Origin of the sequence: Paenibacillus sp. KN14-4R (genome assembly GCF_052180255.1) — a bacterium.
GTDB lineage: Bacteria > Bacillota > Bacilli > Paenibacillales > NBRC-103111 > Paenibacillus_AM.
The window spans coordinates 4,149,367-4,174,709 of sequence record NZ_CP197466.1 but is presented as its reverse complement, the minus strand read 5'-3'; the positions used below and the strand labels follow the sequence as shown (position 1 = coordinate 4,174,709).

Genomic DNA, 25,343 nt, shown 5'->3' with positions numbered 1-25,343 from the left:
TCTTTGAGCGTTTAAAATGTTGGTTGCATTAATTGGGTTCACTCATTCATCCGTATATCTTAGTAACTATTCGAAGTAAAAACAAACAACATAGTCATCCATATCTGACATATATATCTAATAAACATGTATAAATGGAAGGTCGGAAAAGTGGTTTTTCTCCAAATGTCCTTAAAATCACGTAAGAAACGCCAAATTCGCCGATTTTGATTTTTGTTCATAAATGTGAATTTAATATCATAGTTCAATTTTTCGCCATGATTTCGTTGGTACATAAGGGAAATTGACATAATTTTATTAAAATTATGAATGATGTGTAGACACATAATAGCATGTTAAATTTTGCTTACTAAATGACATAAATCATCGTTTTTCGGCCCTATTTGCTTCTAAAATCACATAAATTTAATAGAAATTTTAGACAAAACAGATAGTAATTCGGTATACTGGAAATGGGTGATGTTTACATGGAGAAAACCGGTCTTAGAAAAGAATTTTGGCTGGATGCAAGAGTACTTTTTATATCGATTATGTTTGTGATTTATACCGCAGCGGCATGCCTCAAGCTTCAGGTTTGGACGCCTCTTGCTCTCGTTGCTGGGGTTGTATTGTTTTTTTGCGCAGAATACTTTATTCACCGATTTTTACTTCACGCTGCAGCGATTAAATTGATGCCAAGTGCAATTAAAGGGCATGATCTGCATCATAATGATCCTACGAATATGAAGTTTTTGTTGACGCCGAACACGTATAACGTCCCGTATCACGGGTTGCTGTGGATTGCACTTATCCTTATTTGGGGTGATTTTTATCTGGCAAGCGCGATGATGGTCGGTTTTTGCGCTTATCATCTGGTGTATGAGTGGACGCATTTTGTATCACATCGTCCTATTGCACCACGAACGGCTTTGGGTCGGTGGATGAAGAAGGTGCATCTGCTCCATCATTTTAAAGATCCCGATCAATGGTATGGGGTGACACACCCGGTGTTCGATAAAGTGATGCAGACCAATAAGCTCGATCAATCCCATACGCAGCAATCAACAGACAAGCATACCTCCATGTAGGGGTATGCTTGTTTTGTGATAGAGAATACCGTTAAACTGGAGAAAATGACATGAATGATACCGGGAGGACCTATGCTGCAGAAATTTGGTTTTTCTCAATATGAAAGTCAAGTATATGAAGCGCTTGTTACGAGCGAGGAACCGATGGATGCAACTCAGATTGTGAAATATTCTGGCGTTCCCAAATCGAAGATTTACGAAGTGCTGACGCGGATGATCGATAAAGGCATGCTGATGGATTCGGTGTCTGAGAAGAAGAAGCTCTATACGGCTTTACCCTCTGCGATTGTCATTGAGAAGTTAACCGCGGAGTTTCAAGATAATATTAAGAAGCTGAAGCAGCAGACTGCAAAGCGCGCATTCGCAGATGATCGAGTATGGAGCTTGAAGATCGATTCGTCGATTCGCGCACAAAGTCTAGAGCTCATTCAATATGCACAGGAATCGATTCTATTCTCAGCGTGGAATGATGATTATACGGAGTTTCTGCCGCTGCTTGAGGCGCAGGAACGTAAAGGAATTAATGTCGAAGCGCTTGTCGTGGGTAAGATGCAGACTAGCCTAACGAACATCAAGACGCTTATCCCACAGGACGAGCATGGTCTGGAGCGTTATCGGTTAATCGTCATTGATGATCGAGAAGTGCTGTTCGCAGGGCTTGAGAATCAGAAGTGGCAGGCGATGAAGACCGGGGCGCAGCCGTTCGTGAAATTTTTTAGCGAGTTCTTCTATCACGATGTGGCGCTGGTGCGAATCACAGATAAATACTACGATCTCTTGATGAACGATGAGGAGATCCGGGCGATTTTAATGAAATTGAAGTATTAAAAAAATAGCGTGTTCAAAAAGTCTGTTAACTTCTTTTTGAACACGCTTGTTTTTTAATTTTTATAGTCGAGATAGAAAGAGGTGACTAGAACGGTATTATCGTTTAATTTTCCCTCTACTATATTCTCGGATTTGATGGATATGCGATAAAGACCGGTTGAGGGCAATGTGATCTTTTGCGTGAAAAATTCTTTATCAAAAATAGTAGTCATGCTTGTTAAAAATGTGAAAGAAAATCCATTCCAATATTCAACTTGTAATTCAAGGTGGTCACCTACGGCTGAAGAAACAGTACCTTTGAGGGTAAAGGTTGAATCAGTGGTACGTGTATAACCTGTTGTAGGGTTTGTTAATATGATCTTGCTAAACTTATCAAAAGGCTCATTCTGTGGTAATTGGATGATTAGCGGATAATTCTCATAGGGACTTAGATTTAAAGTAGTTGGATCGTACTGGGACTGATATAGAGGACTGGGATATAGCTGAGTCTGTTTGTTTTTGAGTTGTTTGATAATTGTAACTGCCTCGGCACGTGTTAAGTAATCATGGGCTTCGTAGCCCTCAACTGTGGGACTTGTTTTTCCATGTACAAGTCCGCTGTCCAATAAAAACTGGATCGCATCATCCGTTTCATAGTTTCTTCCATTGGCATTTGTGATAATTTTAGCTGCCTGACTGCGTTGAAGTGTGACGTTAAACCTAGCACTACCCTTTGGTGCTCCAGGTAATTCACCTAATTTGCTTGAAGGAGGTACAATGGTATTCCAACCCATGATGCCGGCGTATCTCAAATAAGGACCTAGCCGGTCATCGTCTTCTGTCTGTGGTAATTTGTCTTTCGGGACATATGCGCGAATGAGCATCGATAGGAATGCGACTTGTCCAACAATCTGATTAGGTTTAAAAGTACCATCAGGATATCCTGACACAATGTCTTGCTCTTGCGCCCATACAATGGATTCATATGCCCAATGCTCCTTCGGAACATCTGTGAATGTGGTTTCTTTGCCTAGCGCTGAAACTGGCGATAAGCTAATAAACAAAAGGATAATCAGACTGATCGTGGTGAGGTTGCGTAGTTTTCTTTTTATCAAAATAACAGCCTCCTCCTGGTTCGGTTAAATGTTAGACACATTTCCTACATAAAAGTTGCAACCAGATTGAAAAAACGGAGCTCCGCTTGTGCGGGGCTCCGTTTTGCTAGGCAGGAACTGTATTAATTTTCGACGGCAATTGAAGCTTGTGCAGGCTGTTTGCTGCGAGATACGGCTTGGATAGGCCTTGTAATGGAGTAGACGGCAATCAGTAGTGTGAAGACAATAATGCTGCCGCCAACCCAAGGGTTCGCCGTAACGGAATAATGCTGAATGACAAGTCCGCCGATGGAAGAACCTGATGCTATACCAAGGTGGAGCGCTGAGTTGTTCAATGTCTGCTGAATTTCAGCGGAATCCGGTGCGGATTCAATTAAGTAGTTCTGAATAGCAGGTGTGATTGCCCAGCTTAAACCACCCCAGAGTACCATGACGACTAAGAATACATACAGGGAGTTCGTAACGAGCGGCAGCACACAAATGGCGACTAAGAATGCGGAAATAATGACCACAATACTTTTCGTAGAGCCCCATTTATCGACCAACCATCCCCCGAATCCACCACCAGCAACTGCCGATAAGCCGAAGATGAAGTAGACAATCGTGATCCAAGACGCATCAAGATGCAAGGTTGTGATTAAGTAAGGCGTTAAATACGCGTAAAGTGTCAAATGCCCAGTCAAAAATAGCAAGGAAGTCAATTGTGCAGTTAAGATTTTACGGTTTTTAAGTGTTCCCAGCTGTTTCCACAAGGGGATTGCTGTTGGCTTAACCGGAATCGGCGCAAGCAAGAAATGAATACCGACCATGACAACGAGCGTTAGAATTGCAACTAAAAGGAACGGAGCACGCCAGTCGTAGGCGTTACTCAGCACAAGTCCAAGTGGTACGCCGAGCACGAGTGAACCGCTGATTCCCATATAAATGGTTCCGATCGCGCGGGCGCGATAGGCGGTCTGAACAATTTGTGAGGCAACGGTGACACATAAGACGACGAGCAGGGAGCCACTTGCCGCAGAGACGATTCTCGATACCATCAACATATTGTAATTAGGGCTCAAGAATGCCAGCACATTCCCCAAGCAAAAAGCACCTAATGTGAAAATAAGCAGCTTTTTACGTTCGATTCGGGTTGTGATGGCGAATAGAATGGGTGCAGCAATCGCAAAAGCAACCGAGAATACGGTGATGAGCTGCCCCGCCGCACTAACCGATACATTCAAATCCGCTGCAATTAAATCCAGCGTTCCTCCGATAATTAATTCTACCGTTCCTACAACAAAGGCTGCGATAGCCAGCATATATACACGACGATCCATATTTTTTTGAACACTCCTTCTTTACCTTAAAAGGTTACCACCGTAATGGTAACCTTATTTGATCGATATCGCAAGCCCAAATTATGAGAGAAGAAGGCGCTTTTTAAATCCGTCTATGAAGCTAGTAATTGACGCTAAAACTTCCAGTATTTTTATATATTGTGACAAACAGCTGAAAATTAATGTTTAATATCCTCCACTTGATATACTTTGTGACTTTTGTCACAATAAAAATCCGGTTTATTTGTTAAAAGTATCACAAGGGGATTTTTTCTTATTAAAATATTCTCTGTATTACCGGGCAAGCAGCACACAACCCGTAATCGACAATAACTTAAATCACTGAAAAATATGGGGTTGTCAGCTAAAATGTATCACCTTTAGATCATGTGCTGAAATTATGAGAGAAAGAGGGAAGGGAACCATGGATCCGATTTTAATATCACGTCTTCAATTCGCATCAACGACCATTTTCCACTTTATCTTCGTACCCATCTCAATTGGTCTTGCGTTACTAATTGCGTTGATGGAAACGATGTATGTCATTAAAGGGGATGAAAAGTACAAGAAATTGGCGAAGTTCTGGGGGCATTTTTTCCTCATTAACTTTGCGGTCGGTGTTGTAACGGGCATTCTGCAAGAGTTCCAGTTCGGTATGAACTGGTCGGATTACTCGCGATTTGTCGGTGACGTTTTCGGTGCACCACTAGCGGTTGAAGCTTTATTAGCATTTTTCCTGGAATCAACATTCCTTGGTTTATGGATATTCGGTTGGGAGCGTTTATCGAAAAAATTGCATTTGATGTGCATCTGGCTCGTATCCATTGGAACAATTATATCCGCGTTCTGGATTCTAGCTGCGAACTCGTTCATGCAAAGACCTGTTGGCTTTGAGATGAATAATGGTCGAGCAGAGATGAATGACTTTTTTGCCTTAATTGGTAATGGTCAACTGTGGTGGGAATTCCCGCATACGGTGTTCGGCGCATTCTTAACAGGTGCTTTCCTGATTGCAGGTATTAGTGCTTGGAAATTGCTGAAGAAACAACAAGTAACGTTTTTCAAAAAATCTTTTAAAATTGCAATCATTATTGCACTGATTTCATCGATTTCAGTTGCACTTTTCGGTCATAAACAAGCGGAATACTTGATTCATACACAGCCAATGAAAATGGCAGCAAGTGAAGGTCTATGGGAAGATAGTGAGGATCCGGCACCTTGGACCGTATTCGCAGCAATCGATCCCCATAAGCAGCAAAATTCGGTATCACTTAAAGTTCCTTACTTGCTGAGTTTCCTATCCTATGGAGAGTTCTCCGGTCAGGTTAAAGGGATGAAGACACTTCAAGCCGAATATGAACAGAAATATGGACCAGGAAATTACATTCCACCTGTACGTACAACTTTCTGGAGTTTCCGTATTATGATCGTAGCGGGATGCGCGATGATTTTACTCAGTATGTATGGGGCTTATCTGGCATGGCGTAAAAAGCTGGATCAAAACAACAATTGGTACTGGCGTCTAATGATCTGGTCTATCTCACTACCATTTATCGGGAACACGGCGGGTTGGATCATGACTGAGATTGGTCGTCAGCCTTGGACGGTATTTGGACTAATGAAGACAGCCGATTCGATTTCTCCAAATGTGAGCGCAGGCTCGATGTTATTCTCATTCATTGCTTTTACACTGATTTATACGGTTCTAGGCATTGTCCTTGTGTATTTATTCCTACGTGAGATTAAGAAGGGTCCGGATGGACATCATCAAAAAGATCACAAGCAATCTAACGATCCATTCGATAAGGAGGAACCTCAATCATGCTAACATTACCTGAATTGTGGTTTATTCTGGTCGCTGTATTATTCGTTGGCTTCTTCTTCCTAGAAGGATTCGACTTTGGTGTTGGGATGGCGACGAAGCTGCTTGCTCGAACAGACGGTCAGCGTCGCGTGTTAATTAATTCAATCGGTCCTTTCTGGGATGCGAATGAAGTATGGTTAATTACAGCGGGTGGGGCTATGTTCGCGGCTTTCCCGCATTGGTATGCAACGTTATTCAGCGGTTTCTATGTTCCACTTGTATTCGTTCTACTTGCATTAATTGGACGCGGTGTTGCGTTTGAATTTAGAGGTAAGGTATCAGCAGATAGTTGGAAAAATACATGGGATTGGGTGATTTTCTTCGGAAGTTCACTTCCTCCGTTCTTATTCGGTGTCGTATTCGCTTGTCTAATTCAAGGGCTTCCAATCGATCAGAATATGAATATGCAAGCAGGACTATTCGATGTTGTTAATGCGTACACGGTTGTAGGCGGCCTTACGGTGACGGTTCTATGCTTGGTGCATGGTTTGATGTTTACAACTCTACGAACAGTGGGAGAATTACAAGAGCGGGCACGTGTTATGGCTAAAAGATTACTCTTACCGCTCGCTGCCCTACTTGTGACATTCGTTGTGATGACGTACTTCATGACGGACGTGTTCGAAGCTCGAGGCGGTATTCTAACGGCAATTGGTATCCTAGGTGTTATCGTGTATATCTTAACTGGTGTATTCATGTCGAAAAAACGTGATGGTTGGGCGTTCGGGATGACAGGAGCCATTATTGTTCTTGCGACAGCTTCGATCTTTGTGGGCTTGTTCCCACGACTTATGATTAGTTCGATTGATCCTTTGTTTAGCTTAACGATTACAAATGCAGCTTCAGGGGCATACTCGCTCAAAGTGATGACGATTGTGGCGTTAACGCTGCTCCCGTTCGTGCTGGGGTATCAGATTTGGAGTTACTTCGTTTTCCATAAACGGATTAATGAGAAGGAGCATATGGAGTACTAATGGGTAGAAACTTGCTCGGATATAAAGGGATCAAACCGATCCTCTTCCTCATCACGATCATCATTCTCGTGCAAAGCTTTTCTATACTTTTTCAGGCAAAATGGTTGGCGGATGCATTATCCGCCCTTTTTGCTGGGGAGTCATTAAGCGAGCAGACGGGCACAATTGCTCTGTTTATGCTCGCTTTTTTTATACGTCAGGTTATGGGTAATCTGCAGCAAAAAATCGCTTATCGCTTTGCAGAGGTAACTGGGATTTCTTTACGTAAGAAGTTGATGGAGAAATTGTTCCATCTTGGACCTCGGTTTGCACAGACAGCTGGAACGGGTAATTTGGTGACCCTCGTACTGGAAGGTGTGACCAAGTTCCGAACGTATTTGGAGTTGATCATCCCGCGTATGATCAGCACTTCAGTTACACCTGTACTTATTCTGGCGTATATCTATATGCAGGATGTGACGGCGGGTGTCATTCTGACGCTTGCCATGCCAATCTTGATTGTGTTCATGATCTTAGTCGGTCTAGCTGCGAAGAAGCAAATGAATGAGCAGTGGGAGTCGTATCGGAAGCTGTCGAACCATTTTGTCGACTCGCTTCGTGGGCTTGAGACTTTGAAGTTTCTTGGGCAGAGTCGCAACCATAGTAAGACGATTGGGAAAGTAAGTGACAGCTACCGCTCAGCAACGATGCGAACGCTAAAAGTTGCCTTTTTATCCTCATTCGCGCTCGATTTCTTTACGATGTTGTCTGTGGCTTCAGTGGCGGTGAGTCTGGGCCTGCGCCTCGTTAACGGTAATATGACGCTAATGACTGGACTGACGATTCTGATTCTAGCGCCGGAGTATTTCCTGCCTGTTCGGATGGTCGGGGCAGATTATCATGCAACCTTGAACGGTAAAGAAGCGGGCGAGGCTATACAAGCGATTATTGATGAGCCGGGAGAAGAGCAGGCGGTGATCAATGAGGATTTAGTATGGACGAACGATAGTTCAATGGTGTTAGACGGGATTGGTGTTGTGCACGAAGGCAGCGGCAGGCCATCCATTCAAGATGTTTCCCTGCCATTATCGGGTATGAACAAGATCGGTATCGTTGGAGAAAGTGGAGGGGGAAAGTCCACACTTATTGATGTACTGGGTGGATTTCTTCGACCTACATCGGGCCGTATTCGCATCAATGGCAACGAGTACAGTTCGCTAACGAGTGAGAGTTGGCAAAAAAAGACGACGTATATCCCGCAGCATCCGTACATTTTTAGCGGATCACTTGCAGATAACGTTCGCTTCTATCACCCCGAGGCGTCGATGGAAGAAGTGAGTAAAGCTGTTGAAGCTGCCGGGCTTACCAAATTAGTTGCAAGCTTGCCTGGTGGTGCTGAAGAAGTAATTGGCAATGGCGGTCGTATGCTCAGTGGAGGGCAAGAGCAGCGTGTAGCGTTAGCGCGGGCCTTTCTCAGTCAGCGTTCGGTGATCTTGTTGGATGAGCCAACGGCGCATCTTGATATTGAGACCGAGTACGAACTGAAAGAGACGATGCTTGAGTTATTTTCGAATAAACTCGTGTTTCTTGCGACGCATCGCTTACATTGGATGCCGGATATGGACTGGATTATCGTCATGGATCAAGGCAAGGTAGCAGAGATGGGGACGCATGAGCAGCTAATGGCAAGTAAGGGCGTTTACTATGAGATGGTTGCCCTGCAATTGGAGGGGATATCATGAACCGGGAACAATGGATACTTCCTTATGTGAGAGCGTATTTCTGGCGTTTTGTCATTATTATTGCCCTTGGTGCATTGACCTTATTGTGTGCGAGTATGCTCACTTTCACATCGGGCTTTCTTATCTCGAAGTCAGCGTTAAGGCCAGAGAACATTCTGATGGTGTATGTTCCAATTGTGCTTGTGCGTACGTTCGGAATTAGTCGCTCAGTTGTTCATTATGTGGAGAGGCTAGTGGGACATGACGCGGTGCTGCGAATCTTATCGCAAATGCGCGTACGTTTGTATCGGATTCTAGAGCCACAGGCGCTGTTTATTCGTTCCCGTTTCCGTACAGGCGATATTCTCAGCGTGCTAGCGGATGACATAGAACATTTGCAAAATGTGTATATTCGCACTATTTTCCCATCTGTCATCGCTGCCTTGATGTATGCCGTATATGTTGGTGTGATAGGCTGGTGGGATTGGCAGTTCGCGCTCGTAATGGCAGCGTTTCTACTCATTCTGATCGTTGTACTTCCTTGGGTATCGCTCGTCGTTACGATTAAGAAACAGAAGCAGATGAAAGCAGGTCGCAGCGGGTTGTATCAAAAGCTGACAGATGCTGTGCTCGGTATTAGCGATTGGAAAATTAGCGGTAGATCGGCACAATTTCTGGATACGTATGAGTCTGATGAATCGCATGTTACGAAGGTGGAACGTTCGCTAAGCAGTTGGGGCAGATGGCGAAATATGATCGCGCAAGGTGTGGTCGGATTGATTGTCGTCACACTTATTTATTGGACGGGGCAGCAATATGCGGATGGTAAAATGGCGGTTACATTCATCGCGGCATTCGTGCTCGTGACCTTCCCGATTATGGATGCCTTTATTCCGATATCCGAAGCCATTGAAAAAATACCCCAATATCAGGATTCGCTAACACGATTGAATGCGATTAATGAGCCTGTCGGGGACGGGGCAACCCATGGTGCTAGGAATGACACTGATGTCAGTACGATTAGCGATGAAGTGCTAAACCAAGCGAAGCAACAAGCGGATATTCATATCCAACATGTTCGTTTTGCTTATGAGGCTCAGGCTGTTGCTGGTGTGGACGATGGGCAGCAATTGTGGAGCGTTGATGATGTATCGCTGGATATCCCGCAAGGGAAAAAGATTGCGATCATCGGTCGTAGTGGCGCTGGTAAATCGACGATATTGAAGCTCATTCAAGGTGCAATTTTGCCAGTGAGCGGGGAAGTGAGCATCAATGGATTGCCAGCCGATTCTTATGGTGAGAGCATTCCAAGTATTATTTCTGTGTTGAATCAGAGCCCGCATTTATTCGATACGACAGTTGCCAATAATATGAGACTTGGTAGACGTAGCGCTTCAGATGAGGAGATCGCAGCGGTTGCCGAGCAGGTTCGGCTGGGTACCTTAATTGATTCCTTACCAAATGGGTATCAGACGCAAATGCAAGAAGCAGGGAAACGGTTCTCGGGTGGAGAACGGCAGCGTATTGCGCTTGCTCGTGTCCTGCTCCAGGAGACACCGGTGGTCATACTTGATGAGCCGACGGTTGGACTTGATCCACGGACGGAACGTGAATTACTGCGGACGATGTTCCAGACCATGGAGGGTAAATCGTTAATCTGGATTACGCATCATCTGGTCGGAGCAGAGCATATGGACGAAGTGATTTTTATGGAGGATGGCAAGATTGAGATGCGGGGAACACATGAGCAGCTGATGGAGAAATTCCCGCGTTATCGTAATTTGTACCATTTGGATCGGCCGAGTGTGTAAATAAAAATCAGGTCACTGCGGAGAAAAGAAGCACTTCCGGTCGCTGTTGAAATCGTGAAATTTTGATTAGGTTAATGAAGGGATTTCACTCTTTCAAAGGCGATCGCTTCGCTCCTTCAGTGCATCTTTTCTCCTTCGTTCAATTTTTTTTACAGCTTATATATAGCAAAGGCGCCCCTTTCGTCGATGACGAGAGGGGCGCTTTTCTTGCGTACTAGTTAATCAGGTTTCCTTTTTGCAATAAGAAGTAGATGACAGAGGCTGCGGCTTCACGTGTTGTGGATTGTGTTGGTAAGAATAAAGTAGCATCATCTGTTTTCACGCCAGCTATCAGTCCGTTTTCCGTGAGGGTCTTGATACTCTCTTGTGCATAAGGAGCGATGACAGGCATGTCGGCGTATGGTTCGCGACCAGGCAAGCTCTTCGTTGGAACGTTGAGCAGCTTCAGCGTGCGAGCTACCATTACAGCCAAGTCTTGGCGGCTAATAACAGCGTTTGGATCGAACTTGTCATTGCCTACGCCATTGATTAAGCCTGCTTCATAAGCAGCTGCTACAGAACCTGCGAACCAGTCTGTTGGCGTTACGTCCGAGAACTTGGAAGTACCTTTGGCTTGTAAGCCAAGTGCACGAGTAAGCATGGCTGCAAATTCAGCACGCGTTACGTCTTTCGTTGGTGAGAAGGTCGTATCTGTTGTACCGAAGAGCAGGAATTTGTTCGCAAGTCCCTGAATGCGGGATTGTGCCCATGATGTGCTAATGTCCGTAAATGCGACAGGACGTGTTGCCAAGGCATAAGTCGAGAAGCCCGGACGACTGACCGTCACCGTCTTCGTACCATCAAGGTTACGCGTAATTGTGGCTGGAACGCCATTCACGTCATCACCTGTGAGGTACAAGACACCCGCATTATCGGTATTAATGTCGCCTGAAACATTGAATGCACGCTTGATGAAAATTTGTGAAGAGACATCAAGTGGACTTGATGTAGTGCCATTCACCACATTGACTTCGAAAGATACAGGTGTGCTAAGAATTTTAGTGCCCGGAAGTTTACTGGTAAATTTCGCGCTTTGATCATCAGCCGAGCCAATGGTCACGTTGACTCCAGCGCCGGCGGGAACATTCTTCAGTGCGGATACAGGCAGTGCAAGAGACGCTGATCCGTTGCTGATGACAACTGAATTATCCTGATTTCCGCTTTGCAGTTTTGCAACTTGTGCTGGTGTGAGCGTGAAGTTGAGTAATTCATTACCTTTTACTGGCACGTTAACAACGAGAGCTGCAGGTGATTTCGGATTTTTATTTAATGCATTTTGCAGATCGGAATCGGAAACCTTCGCTGTAACGGTATTTCCGCTCTTACTTACTGAAGCATTCACATTCACAACGGCTTGACCTTGATTAACGACGCTCGTAGAGGAGCCATTGCTTGCTGGCGCAGGCGTTGGTGTTGTTGTCGTGCCGCCTCCTGTGCTGGAACCACCACCACCGCCGCCAGTGTTATTATCGCCAGGATTTGGAGTAGGTGTTGGCGTCGTTTTGATTGTTTTTACACCGAAAACTTTTTCGACGGACGAAATAATATCTTTGCCAGCGGCATCCTTAACAACATCACCTTGGCTATCAATTTGTGCACCAAGAACAGATAGAATGTACTGGTTGCCTTCTTTGAGCGTACCTTTAATCTCTTTTCCATCTACAAAATTATAGTAGGTCTCATCAATGTCTTTGAAATTGTATTTTCCAGGTGTTAACATTTTTAATTTCCCAGTGGCAGGATCTCGATCTGTATATTCTCCCATTGTTCCGATGCGTTTTTCATCAAACCCATAAACTTCAACCATAATGAGGTTGTAGTTATTTGCATTGAGTTGGAAGGAGATATCCGTTGTTTTTTGATCTTTAGTACCATTGGTTACGATGTAGTCGTTCGTAAGCGCCATATCTTGCAATGCAAAACCGGTTGTAGGCATTTTAGTACCCACGTTCACGACAAATGGGAGATGAAGCGTTGGATCACCTGCACTTGTAAGCACAACCTCTCCCTCATATACACCATTAACAGCATCGGCATTTGGGTTAACTGTCAGCGAGAATGGCTTCGTCTGACCTGCGCCAACCGTAATTTGATTGCCGTTATCGAGTCCGCCAAGTACGGCAGTAATCTTGTTTATATCTGGTGTATCGATTGGCTTAGCAGGATCAGAAGTGACCTTCTCGTGCATCTTGATCGATGCAGCGTAGCTTACAGATTTTCCAGAGATATTTTTCAGTTGAAGCTTTTCTAATTTACCAGCTTCACCTGCTTTCATAAGGCCAAAGCTTGCACTGGAGTTGTAGTTGGTGACCTTTTGCTTAACTAAGTTTTTATCCAAAATTTCAATGGAATCAATCGTTTGCAGCAAAGCAGGTGTTTGCAAGGCATTCTTGATGTTAACCCGACCAGCACCTTGCGAGTATACATCGTACATGACACCTTTGGTGTTGGAGATCTGTTCAGATGTATTGGCTAACGCAGCACGAACATCAAACGGTGTCCATTCCGGGTGTTTTTGTTTCAAGAGTACAGCTAAACCAGCAACGTGAGGAGTTGCCATACTTGTTCCGCTGATACGGTCGTATGCTTTGTCGTAAGATGCGTCTGGGAAATATTTTTTGTAAGCAGGCCATGTGGAGAGGATATTAACGCCTGGCGCAGTGAAGTCGGGTTTAATGCTAAAGTTGTTATCGGATTCAGGGCCTCTGGAACTGAATGCTGCCATATCGTCCCCTGCGATAATTGTTTTATTAAACGGTTTATTAAATGTGAATTTGAGCGAAGTACCTGGTGTGCTAGTCAATTCTTTTGCAAGCTTCCGTCCTGCCTTTCCTTCCATGTCAAAGGTAGGGATGAAGTCGAAGTTGTCTCCGATGGAAACATTGGCGAAGGAATCACGACCATTAATATTTTCAGAGAGATCGGGAACGGTTTCGCTTACCTTATTGATTCCATTGAAAATAACAATGGCTTTTGCACCATGACTCTTCGCATTTTTTACTTTATCCACAAATGCAAGAGAACCACGAGATACGAATACCACTTTGTCTTTTGCATTAATACTAGCGTAATCTGGAATGTCACCAAGTCCAGCATATACGGCGTCAATTGGCTCAGAGCCCAAGATGGCTGCAAAATCATCTTTACCCGTTTCCCAACCCATGGTTTGAAGATTGTGGTCGAGGTTAACTGCAGGAGCAGCTAGTTCAGTGATTGGGACTGCAGGTGTTACAGGCGGCGTAGTAGGAACAATAGGTGGAGTTTCTGTGCTAGGCGGTGTAGTAGGAACAATAGGTGGAGTCTCTGTGTTAGGTGGTGTAGTAGGAGCCGTCGGTGGATTCTCGACACCAGGTGGTGTAGAAGGCGGAGTAGTTGAACCGCCACCACCAACAGGTGCTGGATTAGGTGAAGTAGATGGAACAGGAAGGTTCTCATCCTTAGGAGACTTTACAGACTGTGTGTGAACGACAGGAGGGTCTGGGATGATGGGTTTCGGTTCTAATTGGCGAGAAGGAACAATAGGAGTAAGTTCAATCAATGAATCAACATGACTCGGCTTAAGTGCAGCAGGTGGTATAAGAGAGCTCTGAACGGTTGTTGAATAATGGTTAAAAGGACTTGTCACTGCACCAACTGAGATCGCGAGCATCGCTGAAGCGGGTGATCCCATGGAGTAGTAATAAGGACCTTTATCGCCTGCATTACCGCTTGCGACTACAGCCACAACGCCAGATAAGACGGCATTGTTAATCGCCAAAGAATCAGGACTATTCGGGTCTTTAGCACTATCGGAGCCAAGTGATAAGTTAATGACGTTCATGCCATCTTTTACAGCACGTTCGATACCATCAATGACTTGTGCAGAGGAACCTGTTGCTTTGCCTTTGTCATCACGTCCAAGTACTTTGTAATTGTGCATTTCTGCTTCATACGCAACCCCTTTTTGAACGATCTCTGAGGTTGGGTTGGCTGCTCGACCGGCAATGGTTCCCGCAACGTGTGTACCATGGTAGGTACCTACAAAAGGCCTAGCAGGATCTAGATCAGGCTTTTCCTCGTAAGGATCTTTTGTTTTGTAATAGGAGTCATATCCACCAGCGTAAGCATCTTCGAGATCAGGGTGGAAGTAATCAACACCTGTATCGATAACACCGACTTTTACGCCTTTTCCTGTTAACCCATTGGCCCACGCATAATCTGCACCGATCTGTTTAAGCGGTCCATCGTCATATTTGACTTTATCCGTCATCTGTCCTGGCGGATTGTCAGCTGGGATAGCGTAATACGTACTATTCTCGTATACGGATACAACCCCAGGTATGTTGGATAGTTCCTGAATTTGACTCGCAGGAATGGTAATTTCCATGCCATTCAGAACGGTGTCAAATTTGTAATTCGTTTTGAACTGGATGCCTCTGCTGCTCGCTTCTTGCGCAAAAGAAGTCTGCTGAGCGCTGATGCTCGACTTCGTGGATTCGGCTGCCAATGAGCTGATACCGATTTTTGCAGCATAATTTCCTACAGCAATAGGTTGATTACTTAGTTGTACAATAACCCGGATCATCTCAGACGATTTTGATTTTAAGTTCAGACGGGGAGAGATGAATGCTTTTGGTTCCTGAGATTTCAAAATTCGAGTGGATGATTGCTTGGTAAGTTCAATGACTGTTTCAGCCTTCACACTGCTCGTAGATAGTAAGAGGCCATTGGATGCGACTAACGAGAGTGCGAGTGTTAAGAATGATGCTTTCTTAAACATTTTCATTTTTCTCAATCTGTTCCCTCATTTCTTTGGAATTTGAATCCCATTTTGCAACTGTAAAGGATATGTATGGAAAAAATAGGATATGCTATCTTCTTCTATGAAACCCACAAAAACCCTTTTTTGTAAAAATAGGAAAAAATAAAAAGGACACCATCCTTTTGGATGGCATCCCTATTTGCATGTATGAGTTCTAATTCTACTTCATATTAACCTCGTAATTCTTCAACCTTTTCTATAATTAAACGGTGAAGTGCGGAATTTTGAACAATTCCACAGTAATTAACAATCGTTGCACCAAGCCCATTGGTCTGGATGCTTTGCTGCAATTCAACAGCATCAGGGTCATTCGCGTAATCGAATAATAGCGCTGCAGCCATCCCATTAGCAAGTCCCTTAGGTTCGATACCATAGGAGATGGCTTGTACAGCCGGACTCACGAGGCGATCCTTGGGTCCAAGCTTGCGGATAGGGCCGCGGGCAATGCGAGTCACTTCATCTGCTAGGTAAGGATTCTCGAAACGCTCTAATATTTTATGGATATACGCGCGGTGATCATCAGGGTTAAACCCATATTTCTTCACGAGTACAGCACCGGACTCCTCCAGCGCTTCCATTGTCATGCGGCGAATACGATCATCCTTGATAGCATCTGCAATGGTCAGTACACCAAATGTATAGCCCAGATAGGCAGCAATGGCGTGACCGGTATTAACTGTGAACAGTTTACGCTCAATGAATGGTGTTAAGTCGTTAACAAAATGTGCTTTTTCAATCGCAGGTACTTCACCAACAAATGCAGATTGATCAATCACCCATTCAAAAAATGGCTCAACTTCGACAAGCAATTTATCTTCATGCTGTTGATTCGGAACGATGCGATCGACTGCTGAATCGGGAAAACCGACAAATGGCTTAACTTGATCTTGTTCAGCACGAGATAAGGTTTCCATCACATAGCCTTTGAGCGCAGTACTTCCGCCAACCATATTCTCACAAGCGATGATGTTAAGCGGCTTTTGAGATTTGGTTAGACGGTGTAGGATCGCTTTACGAATCGTAGGTGCAATCCGCGCCAAAATGTTGGGCCCGACTGCTGTCGTCACGAGATCCGCATCAGCAATCGCTTCAATTACCGCCGCCTCATCCAGGCTATTTACCCCATGAACACCCGTGACAATGATCTCTTCTTGGCTTTTGTCCGCGATACGCACGACATATTCCTGACGACGATTGATTTCATCAATAATTTCTTGATTCACATCAACGAAGGTTACGCCATAGCCTGCATCTCGAAGCAATAACCCGATAAACCCACGACCAATGTTGCCTGCTCCAAAATGGACTGCGCGCATGCTATTCGCCTCCTTCAATAAGGGCGAGGATATCAGCAGCAGATTTGGCTTGCACTAATTTGTCTACATTCTCTTCTTCGGAAATAAGAATGGCTAGATTCTGGATAATATCGAGATGTTCATCGTTAATCGCAGCAATGCCGAATAGCAATTGTGCAATGTTCCCATCACCAAAGTCTACGCCCCCAGGCACTTGAACGACAGAAATTCCTGTAGATTGGATCGTATGTTTAGCTTCTGAAGTTCCATGAGGAATCGCTACTGCATTGCCCATGTAGGTGGTTGCGATTTCCTCGCGTTCGATCATTTTGCTGATATATCCTTCTGTCACATGACCGGCTTTCACAAGTAATTCACCTGCAAGTGTAATGGCCTCATTTCTTGTTGCAGGTGCAGCATTTAGCATGATTTTCTCTGTAGTTAGGATGTTGTTAGACATTTTCTCCACTCCTTCATGATGGTTGTTCAATTAAAATTTAGTATGGCAAAAATGGTGTAACCGCTCGGACAGCAACTGTTTCATGGCCTGTACATCCTCGGTGTTGAATCGATCAATGTTCTCTCGTTCTACGAACAGGGAACTCAAGAAGCTGAGGACTTCGAGCTGCTCTGGCTGTACGTGAAGCGGGCTAAGCAGCAGCATAATGTGTGTAACAGGCATTGTGCGCTCCTCCATGGATAAGAGGTGCTGTGGCTTTTGCAAGATATGAATCGTAAAGGATGTATGAAGCACAGCTGGATGCCGGCAGTGGAACAGGGCCAGTGTTGAACCCGGAATGCCAAGTCCTCCAAGCTTTTCACGCTCTAAAAGCTGATTCGCCACTTCGTGATTCTGACTCTGTTTAATAACACCCAACTGTTCCATTTGGTCGCAAATTTCATTCATCAGATCCTTCATGCTGAGATCAGGATCTCGAACGGGATAAACGTTAAATCCGTGAACCAAATGGATCGATTCATCCAAGTAGATTTTCATCTGCATCAAACTCGATGAATCCGTAGGAGTCGGTGTAATCATCTGCACCTGCTGCTCTGTGTCGGATTTCACAAGGTGAACGGTGCGAGATTGCAGCAGGGAGCGAATTTTATCGACTTCAATTTGTGTGAGCAAGGGACTGACCAGCACATATTCCGATGTTGGAATGGGCAGCTTTACGGTCGAAATGATCATGTCATAGGCTTGGCGATCAATTTTATCTAGATCAAAGACAGATACATTCTCGATCGTATCGAACTCATGGATTTTGTTGCGAATGCGGCTGGCGAGCATTTTGGATGTTCCGATCCCACTGGAGCAGAACACGAGCGCTCGATATTTTTCATGTCTGGTATCTCTTCGCTCTAAGCTTGCTGCAACATGGATGACAAGGAATCCAATCTCCCCTTCAGGTATTCGTAAGTGAGGCATGACCTGCGTAACGGCCTCTTGCATCAAATCAAAGAGTTCACTGTAATCTTGTCGAATTTGTTCCATATAAGGGTTATTCGTTGGAATCATCTGTTTGACACGGTGTATGGATGGTACCAAATGAGCGATAAACCCTTGCATGAGTACACGATCTGTCGTGAGATTGGTATGCATGCGTTTGTCACAGTATCCGATAATTTCGTATGCCATTGTCGACAATTCAATGTTATCCGCGTCAATCCAGGAATGATCGGTTACACGAGGCTTCGCGCCTTTAATATAAAGTGCGAGCATGTATAACTCGGATTCCGATGGAACAGATGATGTGAAAAGCGCTCGAACTTGCTCGAGAATCATGCGAGCTGTCTCAAGCTCTTGTACACCCATTTCTTCTTGAATTTGTTTGGGTTCTAGCTTTAAAGAACCAGTCATTTCAATACGCTTGATGATCAATGCCAAGTAGATGACAAAATGAACAAATGACGTATCGGCAAACGGTTCAAGCCACTGGGAGTCCATTTCATTTAACAAGCGAACGATCTCTGGCAGCTTGTCTTGGGCGATGAGATCCAGCAATTTGGCAGAAGATGCGGACATTTGCCCGATTTTCTCGACACTTGCAGCACCACCCTGGATGAGCATGAATAACTCAGCTTCTGTAAAATGTTCAAATAACAGTGCAAGCATCGCCTTGCGCTTATCTGCTTCAGAACCTTTTAGCTCAATGCCGTAACCGCGACGGCGAATGAGCAAGAGTTGATACGACTTTAGCCAAGGTTCTAATTGATCTAAATCGCTCGTAATCGTCGCAGGTGTGACTTTAAGCGGATTGGATAAGCTGAACAATTTTACAGGTTCACTAGATTCCAGTAACGTACTTGCAAGGAACGCTTTGCGTTCTGGGACGGTATAGACTTGCACCGATGTGAAGAGCAGGGCATGCGCCAATTGATCCTTATCTGTTGGATCACCGGCAAGTTCCAATCCGACGTTCGTTTTCTTTAATAACCTCAGCTGATAGGGCTGAATAAGCGCGTCAATCTCTTTCAATTCCCGATGGACGGTGCGAGAGCTAATATCCAGCTCATGCGCAATTTCAGCGACTGTCACACTATTTCGATGTAGCAGCAGGAATAGAATCCCACGCTGCCGGGATGGAATATTTAAACCTTTCAAGGTATTGATCACCCTCTAACGATTTGAAAAGATGGAAGGCGGCTTTGCCATCTAAGAGATGAGCCGCTTCCATCTAAATGGATTATGCGTTTTTAAGTTTATTGACCAGCTCATCGTATCTCGGACTGGATAGGAAGTTATCAACCGAGATGTGGTAAGCGTTCGGAACGACTGTTCTCGCCCGATCTGTCAATGTTTTCTGGGTAATCACAACGTCTACATCTTGCGGCAAATCATTAATTGCTTTATTCGTAACGTCAATAGTAAGCCCGGCTTCTTTGAACTTTTTCTTCATGATCGAAGCGCCCATGGCACTTGAACCCATACCTGCATCACAGGCAAAGATGACTTTGTTAACGGTAGTAGGCATTTCAGTAGCTGTTGTTGTCACATCAGCTTGTACGTTTACTGCTGCAGGTTGATCGGCAGGTTTATTTTTCATTGCTTTCATTTTCTCAGTTGCATCTTGCAAATCACTGTCTGCATTGGAAGATTTAACGAAGATGGAAGCGACTAAGAATGTAACAACTGTGCTGACAATAACACCAGCTAGGACTGGAAGTAGTCCGCCTTTTGGCGCCATTGCTGCGAGTGCGAAAATACTACCTGGAGATGGTGTTGCAACAAGTCCTGCACCAAGTAAGCTGAATGTTAATACGCCGCTTGCACCACCAGCGATTACAGCAAGGATCAAGCGCGGGTTCATTAAGATGTACGGGAAGTAAATCTCATGAATACCCCCGAAGAAGTGGATGATTGCTGCGCCCGGTGCGGATTGTTTGGCTGCACCTTTACCAACAAGCATGTAAGCTAGAAGAATACCTAGACCTGGACCTGGGTTGGACTCTAGTAAGAAGAAGATGGATTTGCCAGCTTCAGCTGCTTCTTTTAGTCCGATTGGCCCGAATACGCCATGGTTAATTGCGTTGTTCAAGAACAATACTTTTGCAGGTTCAACGAATATACTTACAAGCGGAAGCAAACCAGCTTCAACGGTTGCTCGCACACCAGCTTCTAGAAGGTCCGTTACGCCTGCAATGATTGGACTTACACCTTTAAAGGCTAATAATGCAAGAATTGCACCTAGAATACCTGCGGAGAAGTTATTCACTAACATCTCGAATCCGGCTTTAATGCGACCTTCGAACAGTTTATCCACTTTTTTCATTAGGTATCCGGCAAGTGGACCCATTACCATTGCACCGAGGAACATTGGGATTGTGGAGCCTACGATAATCCCCATTGTCGCGAGTGCACCAAGTACCCCGCCTCGAGCACCGTGGATCATTTTACCGCCGGTGTAACCAATAAGAAGTGGTAGTAAATATGTGATCATTGGACCAACTAGAGACGCTAGGCCTTCGTTGGGAAGCCAACCTGTTGGAATGAATAATGCTGTAATTAATCCCCATGCGATGAATGCCCCAATATTCGGCATGACCATCCCACTTAGGAAGCGACCAAATCGTTGGACCTGAACTTGGATACCGCTTTTGCTTGCTGTCTGACTCATTTCGATTCCCCCTTTGAATAAAAGCAAACGCAACGATTCTTGCGATTCATTGTATATGGATCTTGCGAATGCCCTTATTCTAAGCTCGCGCGTATAGGGTGTTCAATAAAATGAAAACGCATTCTCGTCATAGGCAATGTTGTCAAATTTATATTAAGAGACAAAAAAACGCATGCTATCAGTACTTTCAGGTGCGGGGGTATGTTACAATAAAAGGGTTATTTTTCCATATAAAATGCAGGAGGTCGCACGAATGAACCCTCGAAAAAAGCGGCATTCATCTACGCCATATCCTCGTAAACGTTTTGTATTTACCATGATAGGTTTGATCATAGTTGGGGCAATTGGGGGATTGACCTATCGCTTGTCTCTTACAGCCAATGTGGATCAGCGTGCTGTCTCACTCGGTATGACGGAACAAGTCGCGAATCGTCAACGCGTGGAGCAAGAAGAAATGGAAGACAATTGGCAAGCTTTTATGGAAAAAGAGCGGGCACAGTTGAAAACCTCAGCGAAGGAAGCGGCTTATTATACGAACACAAGGATTGCAAAGGATGCAATGGAGGCCAATTGGACATTAATTCCCGCTAAGGCGGCTCCTGGTGATGTCATCCTCGTCCGTCACCAAGAGCCAGCAGAACTTACTTGGCAGGACAAGAAGTATAAGCTGCTAAGCTTTGGAACGGGTTATTACACGTATGTACCGATCCCCATTACGATGAAAGCGGGGAAATACCCGATAGGGGATCAATTCTTAACAATAACGGATAAGAAATTTGAAACGCAGCGTATTCAAGTGACAAAACAAATGGAAAGTATGCGGCAGGACACGGGGCGAATTGAAGCCGATCAGAAGAAGATTAATCTCGCGCGCAGTAAGTCGAGCCCGGCGTTCTTATTTACGTCTAATTTCATGCAGCCGATTGAAGGTGTCTTAACAACGCCTTTCGGCTATACCCGTTATGTAAATGATAAATTAGATAGCCGTCATACAGCGATTGATCTCGCGGCGCCTGAAGGAACAGAGATTCATGCGACCAATGATGGGGTTGTTGCTCTAGCAGATAGTCTGTATTTAACAGGGAATTCGATTTACTTGGACCATGGGATGAACCTGTTCTCCCAGTATGCACATCTATCCAAGCTGCTTGTGAAGGCAGGGGATCGAGTAAAGCGAGGCGATGTCATCGGTCTTGTGGGTACTACGGGTTTTTCGACGGGTCCCCATCTGCACTTTACATTCTGGGCGAATAACACACCTGTTAACCCCAACTTATTTTTCGGTACAACGCCCTTTCATTGGCTTGAACAAGGTGCGCCGTAAACTCATTTAAATGACAACTATTCAGATAAATGCAGTAAAAATTATCACAAATAAGCGACTATACAATAATAAATAATTGCATAGATTCACACCCCATAATCTGCTCAAATCAGGCGTCACTGCTAGGTTTGAGCGGATTTTTCTTTTTTTCGCGTGCAGCCATTTCATAAATGAGTTGACAACTTTGTGAAAATAATTACAAATAAAAAATTCTGCTGTATAATAGTCACCAAGGGTAGCTACCGAGACATAAGAATCAACTAGAACGTGAAATTAATCACAAACAATAAAGAGAAATGAACTTATTTTTCAATAGGGGGTGAGGAGACATGGCTCCAATTATTCAATTATTAAAGAGTTTTCATTTCACAGAATCCGAATCAAAGGTTTATATATCTTTATTACAAGATGGTGCAGGCACTGGATATGAAATCAGTAAAAACTCCTCAGTCCCGCGCTCGAAGGTTTATAACATTCTCGAAATGTTGATGGAAAAGGGCTGTATTGTTGTCTCGAAGCAGACAAATCCAGTTCACTATAGCGCGGTACCGATTGATGAGTTTGTAGAGAACATCAAGTGCAATGTGGATGATCGCCTTTCAGCAGTGAAAAAGGAACTTTCAAGCTACAGTCAGACCATGGATCTTGAGAAGCTTTGGTATATCAAAGGGTACAAGAATATTTTCAACAAATGTAAGCATGTATTAAAAGAAGCAAAGAGCGAAGTGTATGTGCAGGTCTGGAAGGATGATATTGAACAGATTATCGAGGAATTAAAGGATGTGGAAGCAAGGCTAGATCAAGTCGTTATCATTCTCTACAGCAGCAATCACGATTATGATGTTGATTTACAGCATTATTATAAGCATGGTTTCGAAGAAGATAAGCTGAGGGAAAGTGGAGGCAGATGGATTAACATCGTTGTCGATTCCAAGGAAGTCACCTTCGGTCATATCCAAAATGAAAAGAATGCCGAAGTCATTTGGACACAAAGTACACCGATGGTTTTCTTGGCCAAAGAAAATATAAGCCATGATGCGTATTGCTTAAAGCTTATTGATGCTTTGGGGGAAGATGCAAAACATAAATTTGGCGTTGAGTTGAAAGGAATTCGAAGTATTTTTAAATCAATCAGCAAAGAAGGTTGAGCATGATGACAGTAACAACACTGATATTAGCGCTAATCGTAATCGTAAATGGTGTTTTTGCTTTAAGATTCGTGATGGATGTAATGAAGAACAAGCAGGAATTGAAAAAAGAACCGGGTAACAACCTATTACTAGCTATCTCATCGCCAATCATATTCTTCTTCTCGTCGTTCGGGGTTTCGGATTTCGCCGTGTCGACCATTCTTTATCGTAAGAAGAAGCTAGTGTCGGATAAAATGCTGCCAGGTACACTCAATGCACAATGTGTGATACCTGTGGCCGTAACTGCCTTAGCTTTTATCTCTGTTATTGAAGTTGATATTTTAACATTAGCTGTATGTATCATTGCTCAAATCATCGGTGCGTATATTGGACCTCGATTTGTTGTTAAACTTTCGCCTAAAGCGATTCGAAGATTTATTGGTGTGGGACTTATTATTGCGACACTATTCATTCTGGCAGGTAAATTTAACTTGATCCCTTCGGGTGGTACAGCAATTGGATTAAGCGGCAGCAAACTTGTCATTGCAGGTATTTGTTTATTCGTATTCGGTGCCTTAAATAATATTGGGATTGGTTCTTACGCATTAACCATGGTTACGATTTACGCACTGGGTATGAACCCAGCGGTTGCATTCCCAATTATGATGGGTGCTTGCACATTCTCGGTTCCAATCGGCAGTATGGAATTCATTAAGTACGGACAATACAGCAGAAAAATTACGTTATTTACATCCACCTTTGGTGTGATTGGTGTTCTAGTAGGTGTGTACTTAGTAAAAGGATTAGATGTATCGATGCTTCAATGGGTTGTTGCAGCCATCCTTCTTTACAGTGGCGTGAGCATGTTAATCAATGAATTAAAAGCAGCTAAAGCAGCGAAAAACGAACAACACCCAGCAACAGCATAAACAGTAGAAGGACGAGGTGGACCATCATGTTAATACTGACAAAAGCAGATATTAAAAAAGTGTTTACGATGAAAGATGCCATTCAAGCCGATAAAGATGCGTTACGTATGTATGCACAAGGAAAAAGTGTCGTACCACTACGAGTAAACATAGATATCCCGAAAGAGCAAGGACAAAGCTTATTTATGCCAGCCTATGTCGAAGAGCTTGATGCAACGGGTATTAAAATTGTTTCGGTTTTCCCGAAGAACATTGAGCTTGGTAAACCTTCTGTGCCAGCCCAAATGATCTTGATGGATGGAAAAACCGGTGAAGTGTGCGCTATTATGGACGGTACATATTTAACCCAACTACGAACAGGTGCGGTTCAAGGTGCGGCGACTGATATTTTAGCTAGGGAAGATGCGAAGATTGCTGTGTTATTCGGTACGGGAGGACAAGCGGGTACGCAGCTCGAAGCCATGTTAAATGTAAGAGATTTAGAGGAAGTCAGAGTGTTCGATATTAACTTTGAGCGTGCGAAGCAATTTGCAGCGGAGATGCAGCAAGCATTTACTCATTTTGACACGAGAATAATAGCTGTTGAAGATGGCAATGAAGCGATTAAAGACGCAGATATCATAACAGCAGTAACAACATCGAGAAGACCTGTGTTCGATGGCAAACTCGTGAAGAAAGGTGCCCATGTCAATGGGGTGGGTGCCTACACACCAGAGATGCAGGAGTTACCGGAAACCCTTGTGCAGCAGGCAGATAAAGTTATTTTTGATACCAAAGAAGGCGTCCTTGCAGAAGCGGGAGATTTCATTATTCCGATGCAAAAGGGCATCGTCTCGGAGGGAGACTTCGATGGTGATCTCGGACAAGTGATTCTAGGCGAAGTGAAAGGAAGAGAAACCGAGCAAGAGATCACTCTTTTCAAAACAGTTGGAACGGCTGTGCTTGATGTTGTAACGGCACATCAGATTTATAAGAAAGCGTTAGAGCTTAACGTAGGGCAAATTGTAGAAATTTAAGGCAGCATCGCTGTTAGTAAGAATGAGGGCATCC

17 protein-coding genes are annotated in these 25,343 nt (G+C 44.1%); 10 read left to right on the top strand and 7 right to left on the bottom strand.

Annotated elements, in window-relative coordinates; all coding sequences use genetic code 11:
* Window positions 1-467: 467 nt before the first annotated feature.
* Both ACSBOP_RS20435 and ACSBOP_RS20430 read left to right on the top strand, forming a co-directional pair.
* Window positions 468-1,067: a sterol desaturase family protein gene (locus tag ACSBOP_RS20435; RefSeq protein ID WP_442602319.1), complete on the top strand. Its 600-nt coding sequence runs from the start codon at window positions 468-470 to the stop codon at window positions 1,065-1,067.
* 72 nt (window positions 1,068-1,139) lie between these two features.
* Window positions 1,140-1,895 carry a TrmB family transcriptional regulator gene (locus ACSBOP_RS20430; protein WP_442602318.1) on the top strand — a complete coding sequence of 252 codons (756 nt, stop codon included), beginning with the start codon at window positions 1,140-1,142 and terminating at the stop codon, window positions 1,893-1,895.
* Between the two features lie 53 nt (window positions 1,896-1,948).
* Here the strand turns inward: ACSBOP_RS20430 and ACSBOP_RS20425 are convergent, their stop codons facing one another.
* Both ACSBOP_RS20425 and ACSBOP_RS20420 read right to left on the bottom strand, forming a co-directional pair.
* On the bottom strand, window positions 1,949-2,989 hold the full coding sequence (locus ACSBOP_RS20425) for an S-layer homology domain-containing protein (RefSeq protein WP_442602317.1): 1,041 nt from the start codon (window positions 2,987-2,989) through the stop codon (window positions 1,949-1,951).
* Window positions 2,990-3,111: 122 nt separating this feature from the next.
* The gene (locus ACSBOP_RS20420) at window positions 3,112-4,308 is read right to left on the bottom strand and encodes an MFS transporter (protein ID WP_442602316.1); all 1,197 of its coding nucleotides are present in this window, start codon (window positions 4,306-4,308) and stop codon (window positions 3,112-3,114) included.
* Between the two features lie 424 nt (window positions 4,309-4,732).
* On the opposite strand from ACSBOP_RS20420, the gene ACSBOP_RS20415 reads away from it, so the two are divergent.
* The 4 genes from ACSBOP_RS20415 to cydC are packed head-to-tail and all read left to right on the top strand — an operon-like array spanning window position 4,733 to window position 10,657.
* Window positions 4,733-6,136 (top strand): cytochrome ubiquinol oxidase subunit I, encoded by a 1,404-nt coding sequence (locus ACSBOP_RS20415; RefSeq protein ID WP_442602315.1) that lies wholly within the window; start codon window positions 4,733-4,735, stop codon window positions 6,134-6,136.
* Complete coding sequence (gene cydB / locus ACSBOP_RS20410) at window positions 6,130-7,146, top strand: cytochrome d ubiquinol oxidase subunit II (RefSeq protein WP_442602314.1); 1,017 nt, start codon at window positions 6,130-6,132, stop codon at window positions 7,144-7,146. The genes ACSBOP_RS20415 and cydB overlap by 7 nt, the downstream gene beginning before the upstream one ends.
* Complete coding sequence (gene cydD / locus ACSBOP_RS20405; RefSeq protein ID WP_442602313.1) at window positions 7,146-8,867, top strand: thiol reductant ABC exporter subunit CydD; 1,722 nt, start codon at window positions 7,146-7,148, stop codon at window positions 8,865-8,867. Before cydB ends, cydD begins: the two co-directional genes overlap by 1 nt.
* The gene (gene cydC / locus ACSBOP_RS20400) at window positions 8,864-10,657 is read left to right on the top strand and encodes a thiol reductant ABC exporter subunit CydC (RefSeq protein WP_442602312.1); all 1,794 of its coding nucleotides are present in this window, start codon (window positions 8,864-8,866) and stop codon (window positions 10,655-10,657) included. Before cydD ends, cydC begins: the two co-directional genes overlap by 4 nt.
* Before the next feature lie 214 nt (window positions 10,658-10,871).
* On the opposite strand, the gene ACSBOP_RS20395 is transcribed toward cydC, so the two are convergent.
* From ACSBOP_RS20395 to ACSBOP_RS20375, 5 genes are all read right to left on the bottom strand, one after another.
* The gene (locus ACSBOP_RS20395; RefSeq protein ID WP_442604545.1) at window positions 10,872-15,461 is read right to left on the bottom strand and encodes a S8 family serine peptidase; all 4,590 of its coding nucleotides are present in this window, start codon (window positions 15,459-15,461) and stop codon (window positions 10,872-10,874) included.
* Between the two features lie 206 nt (window positions 15,462-15,667).
* Window positions 15,668-16,813: a mannitol-1-phosphate 5-dehydrogenase gene (locus ACSBOP_RS20390; RefSeq protein ID WP_442602311.1), complete on the bottom strand. Its 1,146-nt coding sequence runs from the start codon at window positions 16,811-16,813 to the stop codon at window positions 15,668-15,670.
* A 1-nt stretch (window position 16,814) separates the two neighbouring features.
* Window positions 16,815-17,252, bottom strand: coding sequence for a PTS sugar transporter subunit IIA (locus ACSBOP_RS20385; RefSeq protein ID WP_442602310.1), 438 nt, complete (start codon window positions 17,250-17,252; stop codon window positions 16,815-16,817).
* Between the two features lie 30 nt (window positions 17,253-17,282).
* Entirely contained in the window at window positions 17,283-19,397 is a 2,115-nt protein-coding gene (locus tag ACSBOP_RS20380) for a BglG family transcription antiterminator (protein ID WP_442602309.1), read from the bottom strand.
* An 82-nt stretch (window positions 19,398-19,479) separates the two neighbouring features.
* A complete protein-coding gene (locus ACSBOP_RS20375) occupies window positions 19,480-20,910 on the bottom strand; it encodes a PTS mannitol transporter subunit IICB (protein WP_442602308.1) in 1,431 nt (476 codons plus the stop codon).
* A gap of 253 nt (window positions 20,911-21,163) precedes the next feature.
* Between ACSBOP_RS20375 and ACSBOP_RS20370 the strand changes: the two genes are divergently transcribed.
* The 4 genes from ACSBOP_RS20370 (at window position 21,164) to ACSBOP_RS20355 (ending at window position 25,309) form a co-directional block, all read left to right on the top strand.
* Entirely contained in the window at window positions 21,164-22,234 is a 1,071-nt protein-coding gene (locus ACSBOP_RS20370; RefSeq protein WP_442602307.1) for a M23 family metallopeptidase, read from the top strand.
* A 329-nt stretch (window positions 22,235-22,563) separates the two neighbouring features.
* Window positions 22,564-23,382: a TrmB family transcriptional regulator gene (locus ACSBOP_RS20365; RefSeq protein WP_442602306.1), complete on the top strand. Its 819-nt coding sequence runs from the start codon at window positions 22,564-22,566 to the stop codon at window positions 23,380-23,382.
* Window positions 23,383-23,384: 2 nt separating this feature from the next.
* Entirely contained in the window at window positions 23,385-24,293 is a 909-nt protein-coding gene (locus ACSBOP_RS20360) for a TSUP family transporter (RefSeq protein ID WP_442602305.1), read from the top strand.
* Between the two features lie 26 nt (window positions 24,294-24,319).
* On the top strand, window positions 24,320-25,309 hold the full coding sequence (locus ACSBOP_RS20355) for an ornithine cyclodeaminase family protein (protein ID WP_442602304.1): 990 nt from the start codon (window positions 24,320-24,322) through the stop codon (window positions 25,307-25,309).
* The last annotated feature ends 34 nt before the right edge of the window (window positions 25,310-25,343 follow it).